Source organism: Streptomyces sp. NPDC107546, from assembly GCF_055639175.1.
On record NZ_JBVKBA010000043.1, the window covers coordinates 17,245 to 33,759 of the forward strand.

14 protein-coding genes are annotated in these 16,515 nt (G+C 70.4%); 6 read left to right on the forward strand and 8 right to left on the reverse strand.

Annotated features, from left to right (window positions below; genetic code table 11):
* Nucleotides 1–54 precede the first annotated feature (54 nt).
* Nucleotides 55–942, forward strand: coding sequence for a helix-turn-helix domain-containing protein (locus ACZ7L1_RS35105; protein ID WP_471443214.1), 888 nt, complete (start codon nucleotides 55–57; stop codon nucleotides 940–942).
* 67 nt (nucleotides 943–1,009) lie between these two features.
* Here the strand turns inward: ACZ7L1_RS35105 and ACZ7L1_RS35110 are convergent, their stop codons facing one another.
* The 3 genes from ACZ7L1_RS35110 to ACZ7L1_RS35120 form a co-directional block, all read right to left on the reverse strand.
* On the reverse strand, nucleotides 1,010–2,413 hold the full coding sequence (locus tag ACZ7L1_RS35110; RefSeq protein ID WP_471443216.1) for a glycoside hydrolase family 16 protein: 1,404 nt from the start codon (nucleotides 2,411–2,413) through the stop codon (nucleotides 1,010–1,012).
* A gap of 368 nt (nucleotides 2,414–2,781) precedes the next feature.
* Nucleotides 2,782–3,558 (reverse strand): IclR family transcriptional regulator, encoded by a 777-nt coding sequence (locus ACZ7L1_RS35115; RefSeq protein ID WP_471443218.1) that lies wholly within the window; start codon nucleotides 3,556–3,558, stop codon nucleotides 2,782–2,784.
* Between the two features lie 10 nt (nucleotides 3,559–3,568).
* Nucleotides 3,569–3,994, reverse strand: a complete 426-nt coding sequence (locus ACZ7L1_RS35120) for a MarR family winged helix-turn-helix transcriptional regulator (RefSeq protein ID WP_388990563.1) — start codon at nucleotides 3,992–3,994, stop codon at nucleotides 3,569–3,571.
* Nucleotides 3,995–4,256: 262 nt separating this feature from the next.
* Here ACZ7L1_RS35120 and ACZ7L1_RS35125 point away from each other — a divergent pair, with 262 nt between their 5' ends.
* The 5 genes from ACZ7L1_RS35125 to ACZ7L1_RS35145 all read left to right on the forward strand — a co-directional run bounded on the left by ACZ7L1_RS35125 (nucleotide 4,257) and on the right by ACZ7L1_RS35145 (nucleotide 8,972).
* The gene (locus tag ACZ7L1_RS35125) at nucleotides 4,257–5,174 is read left to right on the forward strand and encodes an SDR family NAD(P)-dependent oxidoreductase (protein WP_471443220.1); all 918 of its coding nucleotides are present in this window, start codon (nucleotides 4,257–4,259) and stop codon (nucleotides 5,172–5,174) included.
* Nucleotides 5,174–6,049: an amidohydrolase family protein gene (locus ACZ7L1_RS35130; RefSeq protein WP_471443222.1), complete on the forward strand. Its 876-nt coding sequence runs from the start codon at nucleotides 5,174–5,176 to the stop codon at nucleotides 6,047–6,049. Before ACZ7L1_RS35125 ends, ACZ7L1_RS35130 begins: the two co-directional genes overlap by 1 nt.
* 12 nt (nucleotides 6,050–6,061) lie before the next feature.
* Entirely contained in the window at nucleotides 6,062–7,585 is a 1,524-nt protein-coding gene (menE, locus tag ACZ7L1_RS35135; protein ID WP_471443224.1) for an o-succinylbenzoate--CoA ligase, read from the forward strand.
* Entirely contained in the window at nucleotides 7,582–8,037 is a 456-nt protein-coding gene (locus ACZ7L1_RS35140; RefSeq protein ID WP_471443226.1) for a MaoC family dehydratase, read from the forward strand. The genes menE and ACZ7L1_RS35140 overlap by 4 nt, the downstream gene beginning before the upstream one ends.
* A gap of 236 nt (nucleotides 8,038–8,273) precedes the next feature.
* On the forward strand, nucleotides 8,274–8,972 hold the full coding sequence (locus ACZ7L1_RS35145) for a DUF4232 domain-containing protein (RefSeq protein ID WP_471443228.1): 699 nt from the start codon (nucleotides 8,274–8,276) through the stop codon (nucleotides 8,970–8,972).
* On the opposite strand, the gene ACZ7L1_RS35150 is transcribed toward ACZ7L1_RS35145, so the two are convergent.
* The 5 genes from ACZ7L1_RS35150 to ACZ7L1_RS35170 are packed head-to-tail and all read right to left on the reverse strand — an operon-like array spanning nucleotide 8,969 to nucleotide 16,513.
* Nucleotides 8,969–10,831, reverse strand: coding sequence for a LamG-like jellyroll fold domain-containing protein (locus ACZ7L1_RS35150; protein WP_471443230.1), 1,863 nt, complete (start codon nucleotides 10,829–10,831; stop codon nucleotides 8,969–8,971). The genes ACZ7L1_RS35145 and ACZ7L1_RS35150 overlap by 4 nt on opposite strands.
* Nucleotides 10,832–10,872: 41 nt before the next feature.
* Entirely contained in the window at nucleotides 10,873–13,791 is a 2,919-nt protein-coding gene (locus tag ACZ7L1_RS35155) for a glycoside hydrolase family 2 TIM barrel-domain containing protein (protein ID WP_471443232.1), read from the reverse strand.
* The gene (locus tag ACZ7L1_RS35160; RefSeq protein WP_471443234.1) at nucleotides 13,788–14,738 is read right to left on the reverse strand and encodes an alkaline phosphatase family protein; all 951 of its coding nucleotides are present in this window, start codon (nucleotides 14,736–14,738) and stop codon (nucleotides 13,788–13,790) included. Before ACZ7L1_RS35160 ends, ACZ7L1_RS35155 begins: the two co-directional genes overlap by 4 nt.
* Before the next feature lie 27 nt (nucleotides 14,739–14,765).
* The gene (locus ACZ7L1_RS35165) at nucleotides 14,766–15,635 is read right to left on the reverse strand and encodes a carbohydrate ABC transporter permease (RefSeq protein ID WP_471443236.1); all 870 of its coding nucleotides are present in this window, start codon (nucleotides 15,633–15,635) and stop codon (nucleotides 14,766–14,768) included.
* The gene (locus ACZ7L1_RS35170) at nucleotides 15,632–16,513 is read right to left on the reverse strand and encodes a carbohydrate ABC transporter permease (RefSeq protein WP_471443252.1); all 882 of its coding nucleotides are present in this window, start codon (nucleotides 16,511–16,513) and stop codon (nucleotides 15,632–15,634) included. The genes ACZ7L1_RS35165 and ACZ7L1_RS35170 overlap by 4 nt, the downstream gene beginning before the upstream one ends.
* Nucleotides 16,514–16,515 lie beyond the last annotated feature (2 nt).

The window sequence follows — 16,515 nt, forward strand, 5'->3', positions numbered from 1 at the left end:
GCCTTCGGTGAAAGTGGGACATCGGCAGTGGTACCGAGGCGGCACGAGAAGGACATGGCGGACAGAACCATGCAAGACGGCGACGGGATCAGGACGTACGCGTTCCCGGTCGACCGGAGCGTGTGCGGCGTCGGTATGCAGGTGGGCCCCATGGAGCCCGGTCGCACCTGGCACGACGACGCGCCGCTGGACCGTGTCCACCGCATCGATTTCCATGTCCTGATGCTCTTCACTGGCGGCCCCGTGACACACATGGTGGATTTCGCCGAGTACGAGATGACCGACGGCGACCTTCTGTGGATCCGCCCCGGGCAGGTCCACCGTTTCTCCCGGGCGAGCGAGTACCGCGGCACCGTGCTCACCATGCAGCCCGGCTTCCTGCCCCGTGACACGGTGGAGGCCACGGGCCTCTACCGCTATGATCTGCCGCCGCTGCTGCACCCCGACCCCGCCCAGCTCGCCGCACTCCGGGCTGCCCTCGCCCAGCTGAGGCGCGAGTACGAGGACACCACCACGCTGCCGCTCGCCCTGCACACCGAAGTGCTGCGGCACTCGCTGACCGCGTTCCTGGTCCGCCTCGCGCACCTCGCGACCAGCTCCGCGGAGGCGGCCCGCGGCCAGATCGACACCACCTTCACCCGCTTCCGCGACGCGGTGGAGAAGGACTTCGCGACCAACCACAGTGTCAGCGCCTACGCCGACGCCCTCGGCTACTCCCGCCGCACCCTGGTCCGCGCCGTCCGCGCCGCCACCGGTCAGACGCCCAAGGGCTTCATCGACAGGCGCGTCATCCTCGAGGCCAAGCGTCTGCTGGCGCACACGGACCTGCCGATAGGCCGTGTCGGCGCCGCCGTGGGCTTCCCCGACGCGGCGAACTTCTCCAAGTTCTTCCACCAGCACACGGACACGACGCCGGCGGCGTTCCGGGCGGAGCTGCGCTGAGTCCCGCGCACGGGAATGGGGCCCCACGCGCGCGTGGGGCCCCATTCCCGTGGGGGGCGTCAGGTGGTCAGTGCCCGAAGTCGAACCAGTTCACGTTCACGAAGTCGCCCGGCTGACCGCTGGTGAAGGTCAGATAGACGTCATGCGTGCCGGTCACGGCAGTGATGTTGGCCGGGACCGTCCTCCAGCTCTGCCAGCCACCGGTGTTGGCCACCGCGAAACTGCCGATCGGTGCGTTGCTCCGGCTGTCGAGGCGCACCTCGACCAGTCCGCTCACCCCGCCCGCCGCGCCGCTCGCGACCCGACCGTAGAACTGTTTCGCGGCCGTGGAGCCGAAGTCGACGCCCTTGTACAGGGCCCAGTCGCCGTTCGCCAGCGAGCCGATGTCCTGGCCGCCACCCGTGTCCGAGGTCGTCTCGGTGGCCACGCCGGACTGGCTGTCGTACGACTCGGCCTGGATCGCGCTGTAGGCGTCCCGGTTGCCCGACGGCGGAGGCGTGGTACCGCTCCCACCACCCGAGGACTGGAGAACCTGCACATAGTCGACCACCATCGGATGGCCGGGCTGCGTGTCGTTGTCCAGGCCGCCGCCGAGCGCGTCCGGGAAGGCGCCGCCCATCGCCACGTTGAGGATGACGAAGAACCCGTGGTTCGTGGCGTTGGTCCAGGTCGTCGCGTCGACCTGGTTGGCGGTGACCGTGTGGTAGTTGACGCCGTCGACGTAGAAGCGGATCGCTTCCGGGCTCACCGAGCGGTCCCACTCCATGGTGTAGGTGTGGAAGCCGGACTGGCACGTCGTGTTCGGGCACGCGGTGGAGTTGCCGATGCCGCTGGTCTCGTTGCACGGACCGCCCGGGTTGGTGCCGCAGTGCATCGTGGCCCAGGTCTTGTTCAGGCCCTGGACGTTCTCCATGACGTCCAGCTCGCCGACACCGGGCCAGTTCTGGTAGTTCCCCCGGTAGGGCGCGCCCAGCATCCAGAACGCGGGCCAGTAGCCCTCGGCGGCGGTGCCGGTCACGTTCGGCATCTGCAGGCGGGCCTCGACACGCAGTTTGCCGCCGGCCGGCGGCTGGAAGTCGGTGCGGGTGGTCTCGATGCGGCCCGAGGTCCAGTGACCGGAGGCGTCGCGGCGCGGAGTGATGAGCAGGTTGCCGTTGCCGTCCAGCGAGACGTTGCCGGTGCTGGAGGTCATCGTCTCGACCTCGCCGGTGCCCCAGTTGGCGGGGCCGCCCGGGTACGACGTCCCGGTGTCGTACTGCCAGTTGGACGTGTCGACGCCGGAGCCGGCCGCGCCGTTGAAGTCGTCGAGGAAGACCTGGCTCCAGCCCGACGGGGGAGCGGGAGCGGAGGCGTTCGCGGACGGCGTGGCGACCGTGGCGGCGGCCACGGCGAGCACCGTCGTGCCGAGGGCGGCGACGAACGCCCGCCTCACACTGCGCCGTCTGCGGGGTATGCCGGGGGAATCGCTCATGGGGGGCCTCTCGGGTACGGGGAGTCGATGCGCGGGTGCCTGCCGAGAGCGCCCGCGGCTCTTTGAGAGCGCTCTCAACGATGGTTGCGCGCTCAATGTGCTCTCCGCCACCCGGGTCGTCAAGAGGTGAAGCAGAGAAAGTCCTTCGGGCGTGAGGAAGTTCAGGGGATGAAGGGAGGGTGGTCGCGACAGCGTCGTTCAGCGTGAGCGTGTGGGGCGCCCCGACGCTCCCGTTCGATCCCGACGCCTGGCCGGGGGGCTCCGCCGTGCCTTCCATCGTCCGCCGGCCGCAGGCGAACGCGGCTCCTGCCCAAGGGTGCCGACACCTCAGGGTCCTGCCCCAAGGCTTGAAGCCGCGCCCTCGGGTCTCACCGCGCCTCCGGCTGCCAGCCCAGCGCTCGCGAGATCCCCCGCGCGGCGAGCCGCACCGCCGGGACAAGGGCCGGTACCTGGGCCGTCGCGTGCGGGACCACGACCGACACCGCTGCGGTCACCCTGCCGTCGCGGCCGCGTACCGGGGCCGCCACCGACACGGCGTCGTCCGTGATCTGACGGCTGCTCACTGCGGCGCCCGAGCGCCGTACTTCGGCCAGTTCGCGGCGCAGCCGCACCGGATCCGTGAAGGTGTACGGGGTGAACGCGGCCAGCGGTCCCTCGCAGTACTCCTCCTGGAAGGCCTGCTCGCTGTGGGCCAGCAGCGCCAGCCCCACCCCGGTGGCGTGCAGCGGCCAGCGGGCACCGACCCGGATGTGCACGCCGACGGCCGAGCGCCCCGAGAGCCACTCGATGTACACGACGTCCGTGCCGTCGCGCACCGCCAGCTGCACGTTCTCGTGCGTCGCCTCGTACAGGTCCTCCAGGTACGGCAACGCCACCTGCCGCAGCGCCAGCCCGCGCGGGGCGAGCGCCGCGACCTCCCACAGCCTCAGGCCCACGTGGTAGACACCGTCCGCGTCCCGCTCCAGCGCGCCCCACTCGGTCAGCGCCCCCACCAGCCGGTGCGTGGTGGTGAGGGTGAGCCCGGCCCGGCGGCTGATGTCGGTGAGGCAGAGCGCCGGATGCGCGTGGTCGAAGGCCGCGAGCACGGCGAGCAGCCGGTCCGGCGCGGAGCGGGCCACCTGAGAGGGCAGGGCGTCGGCGGTCATCGGTATCGGGTCACCCGAGCCCGGTCTCGGCGACTCTGAGCAGCAGCGCGTGCAGGACCTCCCGCTCGTCGGCTTCGAGCGGCCGGAGCAGTTCGCCCGTGACTCTGAGTCCGGCCTCGTCGGTGTCGCGCAGGAAGGCCCGGCCGGCCTCGGTCAGCACGACGATACGGCTGCGCCGGTCGTCCGGGGAGGGGCGGCGCTCTGCGAAGCCAAGCTTCTCCAGGTCGTCGACCAGGCCGACGATCGCGCTCGGGTCGTAGCCGAGGGAGGTGCTCAGCTCCCGCTGGAGGGCGCCCTCGGAGGTGGCCAGGAAGCGCAGCAGCGCGTAGTGGCGCAGCCGCAGGCCGGACTCCTGGAGGAAGGCGTTGAACAGCTGACCCGAGCGCAGCCCGAGCCGATACAGCAGGTAGCCGGTGTCCGCGTGCAGCCCGCGCATCCACGGCTCCCGGGCGTCGATGGGGTCGGCGGAGGTCGGGACGTGCTGATGGCCGGTGATGACGGGCTCCCTGGGCCGGGCCTCCGGACGGAGGCGGTACGGACTGCTGCCCACAGCATGCCGCACGGACCGGTCGACAACAACTATTGACGGCAACAATGATTGTCTTTAGCTTCGATCTCGAAGCCGCACGCCACCGCGGCCCGCAGGCGCCCTGCCGCGGCGCGCCCCGGTGGCCGACCCGTCTGGAAGGGACCCGCTCGTGTCCAGCATCGATCTCACCGGCAAGGTGGCCGTCGTCACCGGAAGCGGCCGTGGCCTCGGCCTGGCCTACGCCCACGCACTGGCCGCCCACGGCGCCGCCGTGGTCGTGAACGACGTCGACGAGGCCGTCGCCGAGCAGGCCGTGAAGTCCATCGCAGAGGCGGGCGGCAAGGCCGTGGCCGAGGTCGTCGCGGTCGGCACCAGCGAGGCCGCCGACCGGCTGGTGGCCCGCGCCGTGGAGGAGTTCGGCCGACTGGACATCCTGGTCACCAACGCCGGCATCCTGCGCGACAAGGTGTTGTGGAAGATGACCGACGACGACTTCGACGCGGTGATCACCACCCATCTGCGCGGCACGTTCACGTGCGCCCGCGCCGCCGCCGTCCGGATGCGCGAGCAGGGTGAGGGCGGAACCCTGATCCTGGTGGGCTCCCCGGCCGGCCAGCGCGGCAACTTCGGCCAGACCAACTACGCCGCAGCGAAGGCCGGCATCGCCGCCATGGCCCGCACCTGGTCGATGGAGCTGGCCCGTGCGAACATCACCGTCAACGCGATCGTGCCGGTCGCCGCCACCGCCATGACCGAGACCATCCCGGCCTTCGCCCCCTACATCGAGGCGATGAAGAACGGCGAGCCGCTGCCGGACTTCCTCCGCAAGGGCGAGGGCTTCGGCACCCCCGAGGACTGCGCCGCCCTCGTGCCCTTCCTCGCCTCCGAGGCGGCGCGCGGCGTGAGCGGACAGTGCATCGGCATCGGCGGCGACAAGGTGGCACTCTGGTCGCATCCGCAGGAGATCAGGACGGCGTACGCGGACGGCGGCTGGTCCCCCGACACCCTCGCCGACGTGTGGGCCACCTCGGTCGGCGCCGAACCGCAGACCGTCGGCATCCCCGCGCCGAAGTTCCCGGAGGCGTGATGGACCTGAACGAACTCGTCGCGATCGACGTCCACACCCACGCCGAGGTCTCCTCCAAGGGGCACTCCTCGCTGGACGACGACCTGCACGACGCCTCCTCCGCCTACTTCAAGGTGGAGGGCAAGCGGAAACCGACCCTGGAGGAGACGGCTGCGTACTACCGCGAGCGGAAAATGGCCGCCGTGATCTTCACGGTCGACGCCGAGTCCGCCACCGGCACCGAGCCCGTGCCCAACGAGGAGGTCGCCGAGGCCGCCGCCGCGAACCCGGACGTGCTGATCCCCTTCGCCTCCATCGACCCCTTCCGCGGCAAGGCCGGCGTCAGGCAGGCCCGCCGTCTGGTCGAGGAGTACGGGGTGAAGGGCTTCAAGTTCCACCCCAGCATCCAGGGCTTCTTCCCCAACGACCGCTCGGTGGCGTACGGCCTGTACGAGATCATCGAGGAGACCGGCGCCATCGCCCTGTTCCACACCGGCCAGACCGGGATCGGCGCCGGCGTACCCGGCGGGGGCGGGATAAGGCTCAAGTACTCCAACCCGCTGCACGTGGACGACGTCGCCGCCGACTTCCCCCACCTGAAGATCATCCTGGCGCACCCGTCGTTCCCCTGGCAGGACGAGGCCCTCGCGGTCGCCACGCACAAACCCGGCGTGCACATCGACCTGTCCGGCTGGTCGCCGAAGTACTTCCCGCCGCAGCTCGTGCAGTACGCCAACACCTTGCTCAAGGACAAGGTGCTCTTCGGCTCCGACTTCCCCGTCCTCACCCCCGACCGCTGGCTCGCCGACTTCGCGAAGTTGTCGATCAAGGACGAGGTGCGGCCGAAGATCCTCAAGGAGAACGCCGCCCGCCTGCTCGGGCTGACGAAAGCGTAAAGGGGCCGTGAGATGCGCAACGAGGGACTGGGTTCGTGGCCCGCACGCCGGGCCCGCAAGACCCCGCACCGCACCGCCCTGATCCACGGCGACCGGAGCGTCACCTACGCGGAGCTGTACGAACGCACCACCCGCCTCGCGCACACCCTGCGCGCCCGGGGCGTCCGTCGCGGCGACCGGATCGCCTACCTCGGCCCCAACCACCCCGCCTACCTGGAGACGCTGTTCGCGGCGGGCACCCTCGGCGCGGTCTTCGTCCCGCTCAACATCCGCCTCGCCGGACCCGAGATCGCCTACCAGCTCGCCGACTCGGGCGCCAAGGCGCTTCTCTACGCGCCCTCGCTGGCCGCGCTCGTCGCCGGGCTGCCGGGCAGCACCGATGTGCGGACGTACGTGGAAGTGGGCGCCGAGTACGAGGAGTTGCTGGCCGCCGCGAGCGACGAGCCGATCGACCAGCCCGTAGCCCTCGACGACACCTGCATCATCATGTACACCTCGGGGACCACGGGTCGCCCCAAGGGCGCCATGCTCACGCACGGCAACCTGGTCTGGAACGCGTTCAACGTCCTCGTCGACCACGACCTGATCGCCGACGAACGCGCCCTGGTCTCCGCCCCCTTGTTCCACACGGCCGGGCTGAACATGCTCACCCTGCCCGTCCTGCTCAAGGGCGGCACCTGCGTCCTGGTCAAGTCCTTCGACCCGGATGCCACCTTCGACCTGATCGAAGGCCACCGGATCACCTTCATGTTCGGGGTGCCGACCATGTTCGACCAGGTGGCCCGGCATCCGCGCTGGGACGGGGCCGACCTGTCCAGCCTCCGCATCCTCACCTGCGGCGGCTCCCCGGTGCCGACCCCGCTGATCGCGAAGTATCAGAAGCGCGGGCTCACCTTCCTCCAGGGCTACGGCATGACGGAGGCCGCGCCCGGCACGCTCTTCCTGGACGCCGAGCACGCGGTCGGCAAGGCCGGTTCGGCCGGTGTGCCGCACTTCTTCAGCGACGTACGGGTGGTGCGACCCGACCTCGCACCGGTCGACGTCGGCGAGACGGGCGAGGTGGTGGTGCGCGGCCCGCACGTCATGTCCGGCTACTGGGGTCTGCCGGAGGAGACCGCGGCCGTCTTCGCCGACGGCTGGTTCCGCAGCGGGGACGCGGCCCGCGTGGACGAGGACGGGTACGTCTACATCGTCGACCGCATCAAGGACATGATCATCTCGGGCGGCGAGAACGTCTATCCCGCCGAGATCGAGGACCAGCTCCTCGCGCACCCCGACATCGTCGAGTGCGCCGTCATCGGCGTGCCCGACGAGAAGTGGGGCGAGGTGCCGCGCGCGGTCGTCGTCCCGCGCGAGGGCGCCACGCTCGACCCGGACGAGGTGATCGCCTCACTCTCCGGTCGGCTGGCCAAGTACAAGATCCCCAAGTCGGTGGTGATCGCGGACGCCCTCCCGCGCACTGCCTCCGGAAAGCTCCTGAAGTCCCGGGTCCGCTCCCGGTACGGCACCCACTCCCAGGCAAAGGACCACAGATGAGCATCACCGTCAACGGCCTCGACGAACTCAAGAAGCTGGCCGGCAGCGACCTCGGCACCAGCGAGTGGATCGAGGTCACCCAGGAGCGGATCAACACCTTCGCCGATGCCACGGGCGACCACCAGTGGATCCACGTCGACCCGGAGAAGGCGAAGGACGGCCCGTTCGGCGCGCCCATCGCGCACGGCTATCTGACCCTGTCCCTCTTCATCCCGCTCTTCACCGAGCTGCTGCAGGTCGAGGGCGTGTCGACGAAGGTCAACTACGGCCTGAACAAGGTGCGTTTCCCGGCACCGGTGAAGGTCGGCTCCCGCATCCGGCTGGTCGCGAAGCTCGCCTCGGTGGAGGACGTGCCGGGCGGGGTGCAGATCGCCGTCGACGGCACGATAGAGATCGAGGGCGGCGGGAAGCCCGCGGCCGTCCTGCAGAGCCTGTCGCGGTTCTACGCCTGAGGCAGGGCGTTCTGCCTCAGGCGCGCGTTCGAAGGCAGGCGCGTTCGGTCTGGGGCAGGGGCAGGGGCAGGGCGCGGGACGCACGTCGGAAGCCCCGACCGGGTTCCTCCGGCGGCGGGTGACAATGCGCACGGGAGTCCTCCCCGCGCCCGCCGCAACCTCGCCCGCCCTTCCCCCGTCTAACTTGCATGCAGGGCCCGCGTGGCAGGTCCCGCGTCCAGACCAGGGGGAAGCCCATGCGCGTCCAGAAGTTCCGCAAGGTTCCGGCCGCCGCCGTGGTGCTCGCGGCGGGACTCGCGCTCACCGCCTGCAACGGCGACGGCGGCAAGACCAGTGGAGTGAGCTCCGTTCCGTCCGCCACCGCGTCCGCGTCAGGGGCCTCCCAGGGCTCCGGCAGCGGTCCGGCAGGCGGCGGCACCTCGGCGGCGGCCACCTCCGGCACCGCGACCGGCGGCACGAGCAGCGCGTCCGGCTCGGCCACGACGCCCGGCTCCACCTCGGCGTCCGCGGGACCGCGCACCACCGTGAGGGCCGCTGCCCGGTGCGGGACCGCCCATCTGACCTTCGCCAAGGGCGACGCGTACGGCAAGGGCCCATACTCGAACATTCCGGTGAGACTGACCAACTCCGGCCCCGCCCCCTGCACCCTGCACGGCTTCCCGGACGTGGACCTGGTCGGCAAGGACGGACACGTCCGGGCCCGGCGAAGCGTCGAAGCCCCGCACACCGTCGTCCTCAGCCCGGGCCGGAGCGCGACCTTCCTGCTGGTCGTGCCGCAGAACTACGGTGGCGGCAGCGGAGTGACCTTCACCCGCGCGGTGATCACCCTGCCGCGTGAGATCCACCCGCACATCCTGCGGCTCAGGGTGAACCTGCCCGCCAAGGGCGACGGTCCCGACGACCACACCGTGATCGTCGGCCCCGTCACCCGCTAGCCCGCTAGCCCCACGCCCTGGCGGCGAGCAGTCGGCTGGTTCATGAACGACGTGACAGGCAGCGCGCCTTCGACGATCCGTACGTCGCCGAGGCGGCCGTGCAGGATCTGGTCGATCTTCCCGGCGTATTCGTAGCCGCCGAGCAGCCACGGCAGCCCGACGGAGGTGATCCCGACCGCGGCGGCCTTCGGGTTGCGGACGACCGGGCAGCCCTCGACGTACAGCGTCGTGTGCTCGCCGTCGTTGACGACCGCGAGGTGCCACCAGGTCTCCAGCGGGGTCTCCTGGCCCCAGTTGGTGGCGATGCCCTCCTGGTTGAGCGGGCGCATCGCCCACTGCGGCTCGCGGTCGTTGGACAGCGAGAGGGTGGCCAGCGGCTCGTCGGGGTCGTCAGCGGCCTTTCCGGCCGCGCCGCCCGTGCCCGTACGGCTGACGATGCCCGACCAGGCGTTGTGGTCGGGGTCCCAGTCAGCGGGCAGCCAGTAGAAGGCCTCGATGGTGTATCCGTCCTCGAAGGTGGCCGAGTTGAGCGGAGCTCCGTCCACCGTGCGCAGATACGCGCCCTTCAGCGGCGACTTGAAGCCCTGGAACTCCAGGCTGCCGTGGCCCGGTTGGTCGGGGTGGTGGTCCGACGACCAGCCGAGCGAGCCGCCGCCCACCGAGACCACGGTGAGGTCGTTGCCGCGACCGGACAGGTCGCGGAGGGTGCCGGAGACGGGCGACTCGAAGCGCCAGTAGGCGACCGTGCCCGGTACCAGCATCTGCGACACGGGCCGCGCCGGGCGGGCGGGCACGGGGTCGAAGCCGGAGAAGCGCTCCGCGAAGTCGATCTCCACCGAGAACCGGTCGGCGTCACCGCTCAGCTCGATCTCCTGGCGCTCCAGCTCGTTGAGGCCCTTCGCGGCCCGCCCGAGGATCCACGGGGAGACCGTCTCCACGTCGATGACGTTCCGGTCCAGGTCGAAGTGGTACAGGCGGATCATCGCCGCGCCGCCGAAATAGCGGTTCTGGTAGTTCGTCAGGTGCAGGTGCACCTCGTTGCCCGCCGCGTTCTCTCGGGTGGCGCGGCCCGCGGGCCAGTAGTGGCCGTTGAGGGTCAGGAAGATCTGGTCGTGGTCCTCGATCAGCTGGTCCCACAGCTGCCGGCCGTATGTCGACAACTGGTCGTCCTCGACGATGAGTTCGTGCGTGGTGAGGATGACCGGCGCCTTCGGGTGCCGGGCGAGCACGTCCTTCGCCCAGGCGTACCCCTTCGCCGACAGCCGCCAGTCCAGCGCCAGCACCAGCCACTCGCGCCCGGCCGCCTGGAACAGGTGGTAGGTGTTGTAGCCGTCCGAGGAGGCGCCCCCGAACGTCGACTTGCTCCTGAAGCGCTGCGGCCCGAACGCGTCCAGGTACGGCGTCGGGCCGCGCTGGTCGTCCGTCGACGACTTGATGTCGTGGTTGCCGGCCAGGACGCTGTAGCCGACGCCCCGCCGGTCGAGGATCTCGAACGCCTCGCTGATGGCGGTGAATTCCTCTGCGGCGCCGTTCTGGGTGAGGTCGCCGAGGTGGGAGAGGAAGACGATGTTCTCGTCCCTGCCATGCTCCAGCAGATAGCGCAGGGAGGCCTCGATGGGCGCCGGGTTGATGCTCGGCCCGTCGAAGAGGTACTGGGTGTCGGGCATCACCGCGAGGGTGAAGCGACGGCTGTCGACATCGGGTCGCCAGCTGCTCTTCTCGGCCGCCTCGGCGATGGCCGGCAGCGTGCCCCCGGCCGTGGCGGCGGCGCCCAGCAGCGCGGCGGCCCTGAGAAAACTGCGTCTTCCGGCACCGGCCTGCGCGGCCTCGCCCTGATGGTGGTCATGCGACGTACACACGTGTGCTCCGTGAGTGGTGACGTGACAAGAAAGGCGGGGGGTTACAGAACGCGCAGGGTCCAGCTCCAGCGGTGGACCCCCGGTGGGATGCGGTACTCGGGGAAGGTGTCGGGGCCGCACGACGCCGTGCCCAGCCCCCGGTGTGCCGCGTCGATGTGCACCACGCACCCGGAACGCGGCACCAGCTCGTCGTGGTGTGTGGCGGCTGTCAGGTCCTCGGCGCGATGCCGGGTGACGGAGACCTGGCGCGGCTCGTCCAGCACGACCGCGAGGCCGGTCGCGTCCGGGGCCGACAGCGTGAACCGGCGTACGCCGTGCCGGCCGCCGCTCTCCTGCGGACGCAGATAAGGGGTGAACAGGTCGTCGACGCGGACGGAGTGATGGCCGACCGGCGCGCCCGCGCCGCGGTCGGGGTACGACTCCCAGGGCCCCTGCCCGAACCACTCCAGCAGATCCAGACCAGGCGTCGTCTCGAACACCGACCCGACCCGCGCCACGTCGTCGAACTCCTCGGGCAGCTCGGCCTCTTCGTCCACCCGGACGCCGCCCTCGACCGGCGTGAACACCTGCCGGTGCCGCACGACCCCGACGGCTCCGGCGTACTCGGCGTCCACGGTCACCCGGCCGCCGTCCTGCCGCACCGACACGACCTTGCGGACCAGCGAGTCGAGCCCCCAGGTCCGCCAGCGCAGCGCCATGCCGCCCAGCTCGTCGTTGTCGGTCGGCGCCCGCCACAGCGACAGCGTCGGGGCGGCCGTCAGCAGGGGGTGGACCAGCAGGCCCTCGCCGTCGACCTCCACGAGCCGGTCAACGGCGGTGTCCCCGGTCAGGTCGGGCCCGCGCAGCCGGACCTGCGGCACACACACCTCTGTGCCGCGCGGCGCCCACGGCTGGTCCTCGGCCACGGTCATCCGCAGCGTCAGCCAGGCCTCGCCGCCGTCGCGGGGCACCTCGAAGGGCAGCGGTACCGCCGCGGTCTCGCCGGGCCGCAGATCGGGCAGTTCGGCGGCCGCGGTCAGCGTGCGGCCGTCCGCGAGGGACAGCTCCCACTGGCCGGTCAGCCAGTCCAGGCCCCTGAAGTGCTGGTGGTTGCCGAGGACGACGCCCTCGTGCTTGAAGCACTCGATGCGCACCGGCGCCGCGATCTCCCGGTGCTCGTACAGCGCGGGCTTCGGGGTGCGGTCGGGGAAGACGACACCGTCCGCGATGAACGCGCCGTCGTGAATGGTCTCACCGAAGTCGCCGCCGTACGCCCAGCGATGTCCGGGCGCGGCGACACCGTTGTCGTACAGCCCGGCGCCCGCGCGCCCGGCGGGTCTGCCGTCGCTCACGCGTTGCAGGATTCCGTGGTCCCAGAACTCCCAGATGAACCCGCCCTGAAGACCCGGCGTGGACTCGATGGCCGCCCAATGGTCCGCCAGCGTGCCGTTGCTGTTGCCCATGGCGTGCGAGTACTCGCACTGGATCAGGGGCCGGGTCTGCCGGCCCGACAGGGCGTGGGCCACGCAGTCCTCGAGCGGCGCGTACATGGGACAGGCGATGTCGGAGGCGTCGTCGGTCGCCGCCCAGTCGAGTTTGGCGGCCCCCTCGTACTGGATCGGCCGCGTCGGATCGTGCCGCCGCACCCAGCCGGCCGCCGCGTCGTGGTTCGCGCCGTAGTCGGACTCGTTGCCCAGCGACCAGATGATGATCGACGGGTGGTTCTTGTCGCGCAGCACCATCCGCGAGACCCGGTCCACGAAGGCGTTCAGATAGCGCGGGTCGTCGGCGATCTCGTGGGCGTGGTCGTGGGACTCGATGTCTGCCTCGTCGACGACGTAGAAGCCGAGCTCGTCGGCGAGGTCGTACAGGCTGGGGTCGTTCGGGTAGTGGGAGGTGCGGATCGCGTTGAAGCCGAACCGCTTCAGCAGCACCAGGTCCGCGCGCATGTCGTCGTACGACACGGTGCGGCCGGTCAGCGGATGGAAGTCGTGCCGGTTCACGCCCCGGATGAACACGCGCTCGCCGTTGACCAGCAGGTCCCGGCCGACGATCTCGACGTCGCGGAAGCCGACGCGGTGCCGCGAGGCGTCGGCGACCGTTCCGTCGGCGCGGTGCAGGCGGACGGTGAGGCCGTACAGCTCCGGCGTCTCGGCGTTCCAGGTGCGCACGTCGGGGACGGTGGCGCGGATGCGGGCCTCGCCGAGGAAGTCGGAGACGCGGTCGTCCTCGGCGTTGACGCGGTCGAACTCCGTGTCCTGCGCGAGGAGGTGGCCCTCCAGCTCGCCGCTGACGTACCACCCGTCGGGCAGCGCCCCGCGCGCGTCGCGCACCCGGCAGTCGATGCGCAGCTCGCCGTCCTGCCGCGCCCGCACGGTCACGTCGGCGAGGTGCAGGGGGTCGGTGGCGTACAGCAGCACCGACCGCGTGACGCCCCCGTGCCACCACTGGTCCTGGTCCTCGATGTGCGAGGCGTCGGACCACTTGACGACGGTCAGGCGCACGGTGGCGCGCTCCCCGGGCCGTACGACCCCGCTCAGGTCGAACTCGGCGGCCAGGTGGGAGTCCTTGGAGATGCCGACGGGCCGCCCGTCCACGTGCACCAGCAGCACGCTCTCGGCGGCCCCGACCTGGAGCACGATCCGCCGCCCGGCCCACTCGGCGGGCACGTCCACCTCACGCTCGTACACGCCCGTAGGGTTGGCGTCCGGCGAGCCTGGCGGGAAGTCCGGGAACGGCATGCGCACGTTGGTGTACTGCGGCAGGTCGTCCGTGCCCTGCAGGGTCCAGGCGCCGGGGACGTGGGCCGGGGACCAGGGACCGCCGACCGGCGCGTCCGGAGTGGGCAGCAACTGCAAGCGCCAGTCGCCGTCCAGGGGGAGTGCTCCGGAGCGCCGGTCGACGGCGTTCATGGGCAGGCGCCCCCAGGACGTCAGTTCGGGGGCCTGCCAGGGGCGGAGGGCGAGAAGTGGGTCGGTCATGACCAATCCGAAGTCGGTGGTGACGTGAGTGACGAGGAGCCGTTCAGGACGCGGCCTTGCAGGCCCCAGGCGGGGTCGAGGGGGATGCCGAGTCGGTTGAGGACGGTGGGGGCGATGTCGATGAGGCGGGGCGTGGGGAGCAGGGTGCCGCCGGGCGCGCCGGGCTCGGCGAGGACTACGAAGACCTCTCGCTCGGCACGTGTGTCGCCTCCGTGGCCACCGGTGTCGAGGTGCCCGTGGTCCGTGGTGACCAGCACGGTCCAGTGCTCGTCCGCACGGGCGGGGTCGCAGCGCCGGGCGTCGATGGCCTCCAGCAGCCGCCCGAGGTGGGTGTCCTGGGTGAGGAGGGCATGGTCGTAGGCGGGGCTGAGGGGGCCCGTGGCGTGGCCGGCCTCGTCGGCGGCGCCGAAGTACACGAACACGAGGTCCGGGTCGTCCTCGATGAGCCAGCGTGCGGCGGTGCGGGCGACGAGGCGGTCGGCGGTGTCGTAGCCGTCGGACTCGCCGTCGTAGTGCACACGCCGGCCGAGGGTGGGGCCGAGGGCGCCGCGGCGGACCAGTTCCGGCCAGGACACCGCGGCCGCGGCGCGCAGACCGGGCCGGGCGGCGACGGCGCGGCTGAGGAAGTCGGGGTAGCGGGCGTAGTCGGCGCCCACGAAGTCGTTGCCCCTCACCCCGTGACGGTCGGGCCACACCCCGGTCAGCACGCTCGACCAGCCGGGCCCGGAGTCGGTGTAGGCCATGCTGGTCGACGGCCCGCTCTCGGCCTGACCGTCCACCTCACCGTAGGGCAGCAGGCTGTTGCCGAAGGCGCCCGCTGCCATCAGGCCGTGCAGCACGGGGGCCGTGGACGGCGACCGGTTCAGCCGGTCGAAGCGCACCCCGTCCATGCCCACCACGAGCACCTTGCCGCGCCCTGGCCGCCCTCCGCCGACGTCGTACGTCACCGGTCACCTCCTTCTCGCGCCACCGGTTCAGCTGCCCTGTACCGCTCCTTCGGTGGCGCCCGCTATGAACCCGCGGGCGAAGATGCTGAAGACCACGACCAGCGGCAGGGCCGCCATGAGCACACCGGCCATGACCATGCTGTAGTCGGTGGTGTGGCCGACGTTGAGCTGCGCGAGCTCCACCTGGAGCGTCACATGGTCGGGGTTGGTGAGCACGACGAGCGGCCAGATGTAGTTGTTCCAGCAGTTGACGAAGGCATAGATGGCGAGGAAGGACAGCGCGGGCCTGATCATCGGCAGCGTGATGTTCCAGTACTGACGGAAGAACCCGGCGCCGTCGATGCGCGCGGCGTCGAGCAGTTCGTCGGGCACGCCGTTCTCTATGTACTGGTGCAGCCAGAAGATGCCGAAGGCGTTGGCGAGCGAGGGCAGCGCCAGCGCCTTGAGCATGCCGACCCAGCCGATCTTGGACATGAGGATGAACTGGGGCAGGATGGCCAGTTGGAGCGGCAGCATCATGAACAACAGCAGCGTGCCGAAGAGCACCTTGCGTCCGGGGAAGTCGAACTTGGCGAAGGTGAAGGCCGCCAGGGAGTCGATGAACAGCACCAGGGCGGTGGTGACGCACGCGACGACGACCGTGTTCAGCATCGACCCGAAGAAGTCGATGGTGTTCAGCACGTGCCGGATGTTCTCCAGCAGGTGGGAGCCGAAGGTCAGCTTCGGCGGGCTCTTGTAGATGTCCTGGGTGGTGTTGGTCGCCATGACGATCGTCCACACGAAGGGGAAGACCGAGACCAGGACGGCCAGCACGAGGATGATGTGCGCGGTCAGGCCCTTGGGGCGGCGCAGCCGCCGCGCGCCCCTGGCCGGCCGCGTCGTGTCCGCCGTCGTCATGACTTCCTCCCCCGCGTGATGCGCCAGTTGATGGCGACCAGCATGATGATCAGTACGAAGAAGGCCCACACGATGGCCGCGCCGTAGCCGTAGTCGTTGTTCAGGAAGGCCGACTGGTAGAAGTACAGCAACGTCGTCAGGCCGGCCTGACCCGGGCCGCCGAGGTTCGCGTTGGCGGCGTTGCTGGCGAACAGGACCTGGGGTTCGCTGAAGCTCTGCAGGCCGTTGATGGTCGAGATGATGACGGTGAACAGGATGATGGGCCGCATGATCGGAATGGTGATCTGGAAGAAGGTGCGGATGGGGCCGGCACCGTCCATCTTCGCGGCCTCGTAGATCGACGTCGGGATCGCCTGGAGACCGGCCAGATAGATGATCATGTTGTAGCCGGTCCACATCCAGGTCATCAGCAGCGCGATGACCAGTTTGATCAGCCACGGGTTACTCAGCCACGGGACGGGTGAGATGCCGACCATGCCCAGGATCGCGTTGACCAGACCGAAGTTGTTGCTGAACACCGCCCCGAAGAAGATCGCCACCGCGACGATGGAGGTGACGTTCGGGACGTACAGGGCGATGCGGTAGAAGCCCTTGAAGCGGCGCACCGAGTGCAGCAGCGTCGCCAGCACCAGGGCGCCGAAGAGCGTGGGAACGGTGGACAGGACCCAGATCACCAGGGTGTTGCGGATCGACAGCCAGAACACCGGGTCCGACCAGAGGAACCGGAACTGCTGCAGGCCCACGAACTGCATGGTGCCCATGCCGTCCCAGCGCTGGAAGGCCAGATACAGCGAGTAGAAGACGGGGAAGAAGGAGAAGGCGATGAAGATCAGGTAGAAGGGCGAGATCGCCAGGTACTGCCGCCAGTACCCCAACAGCC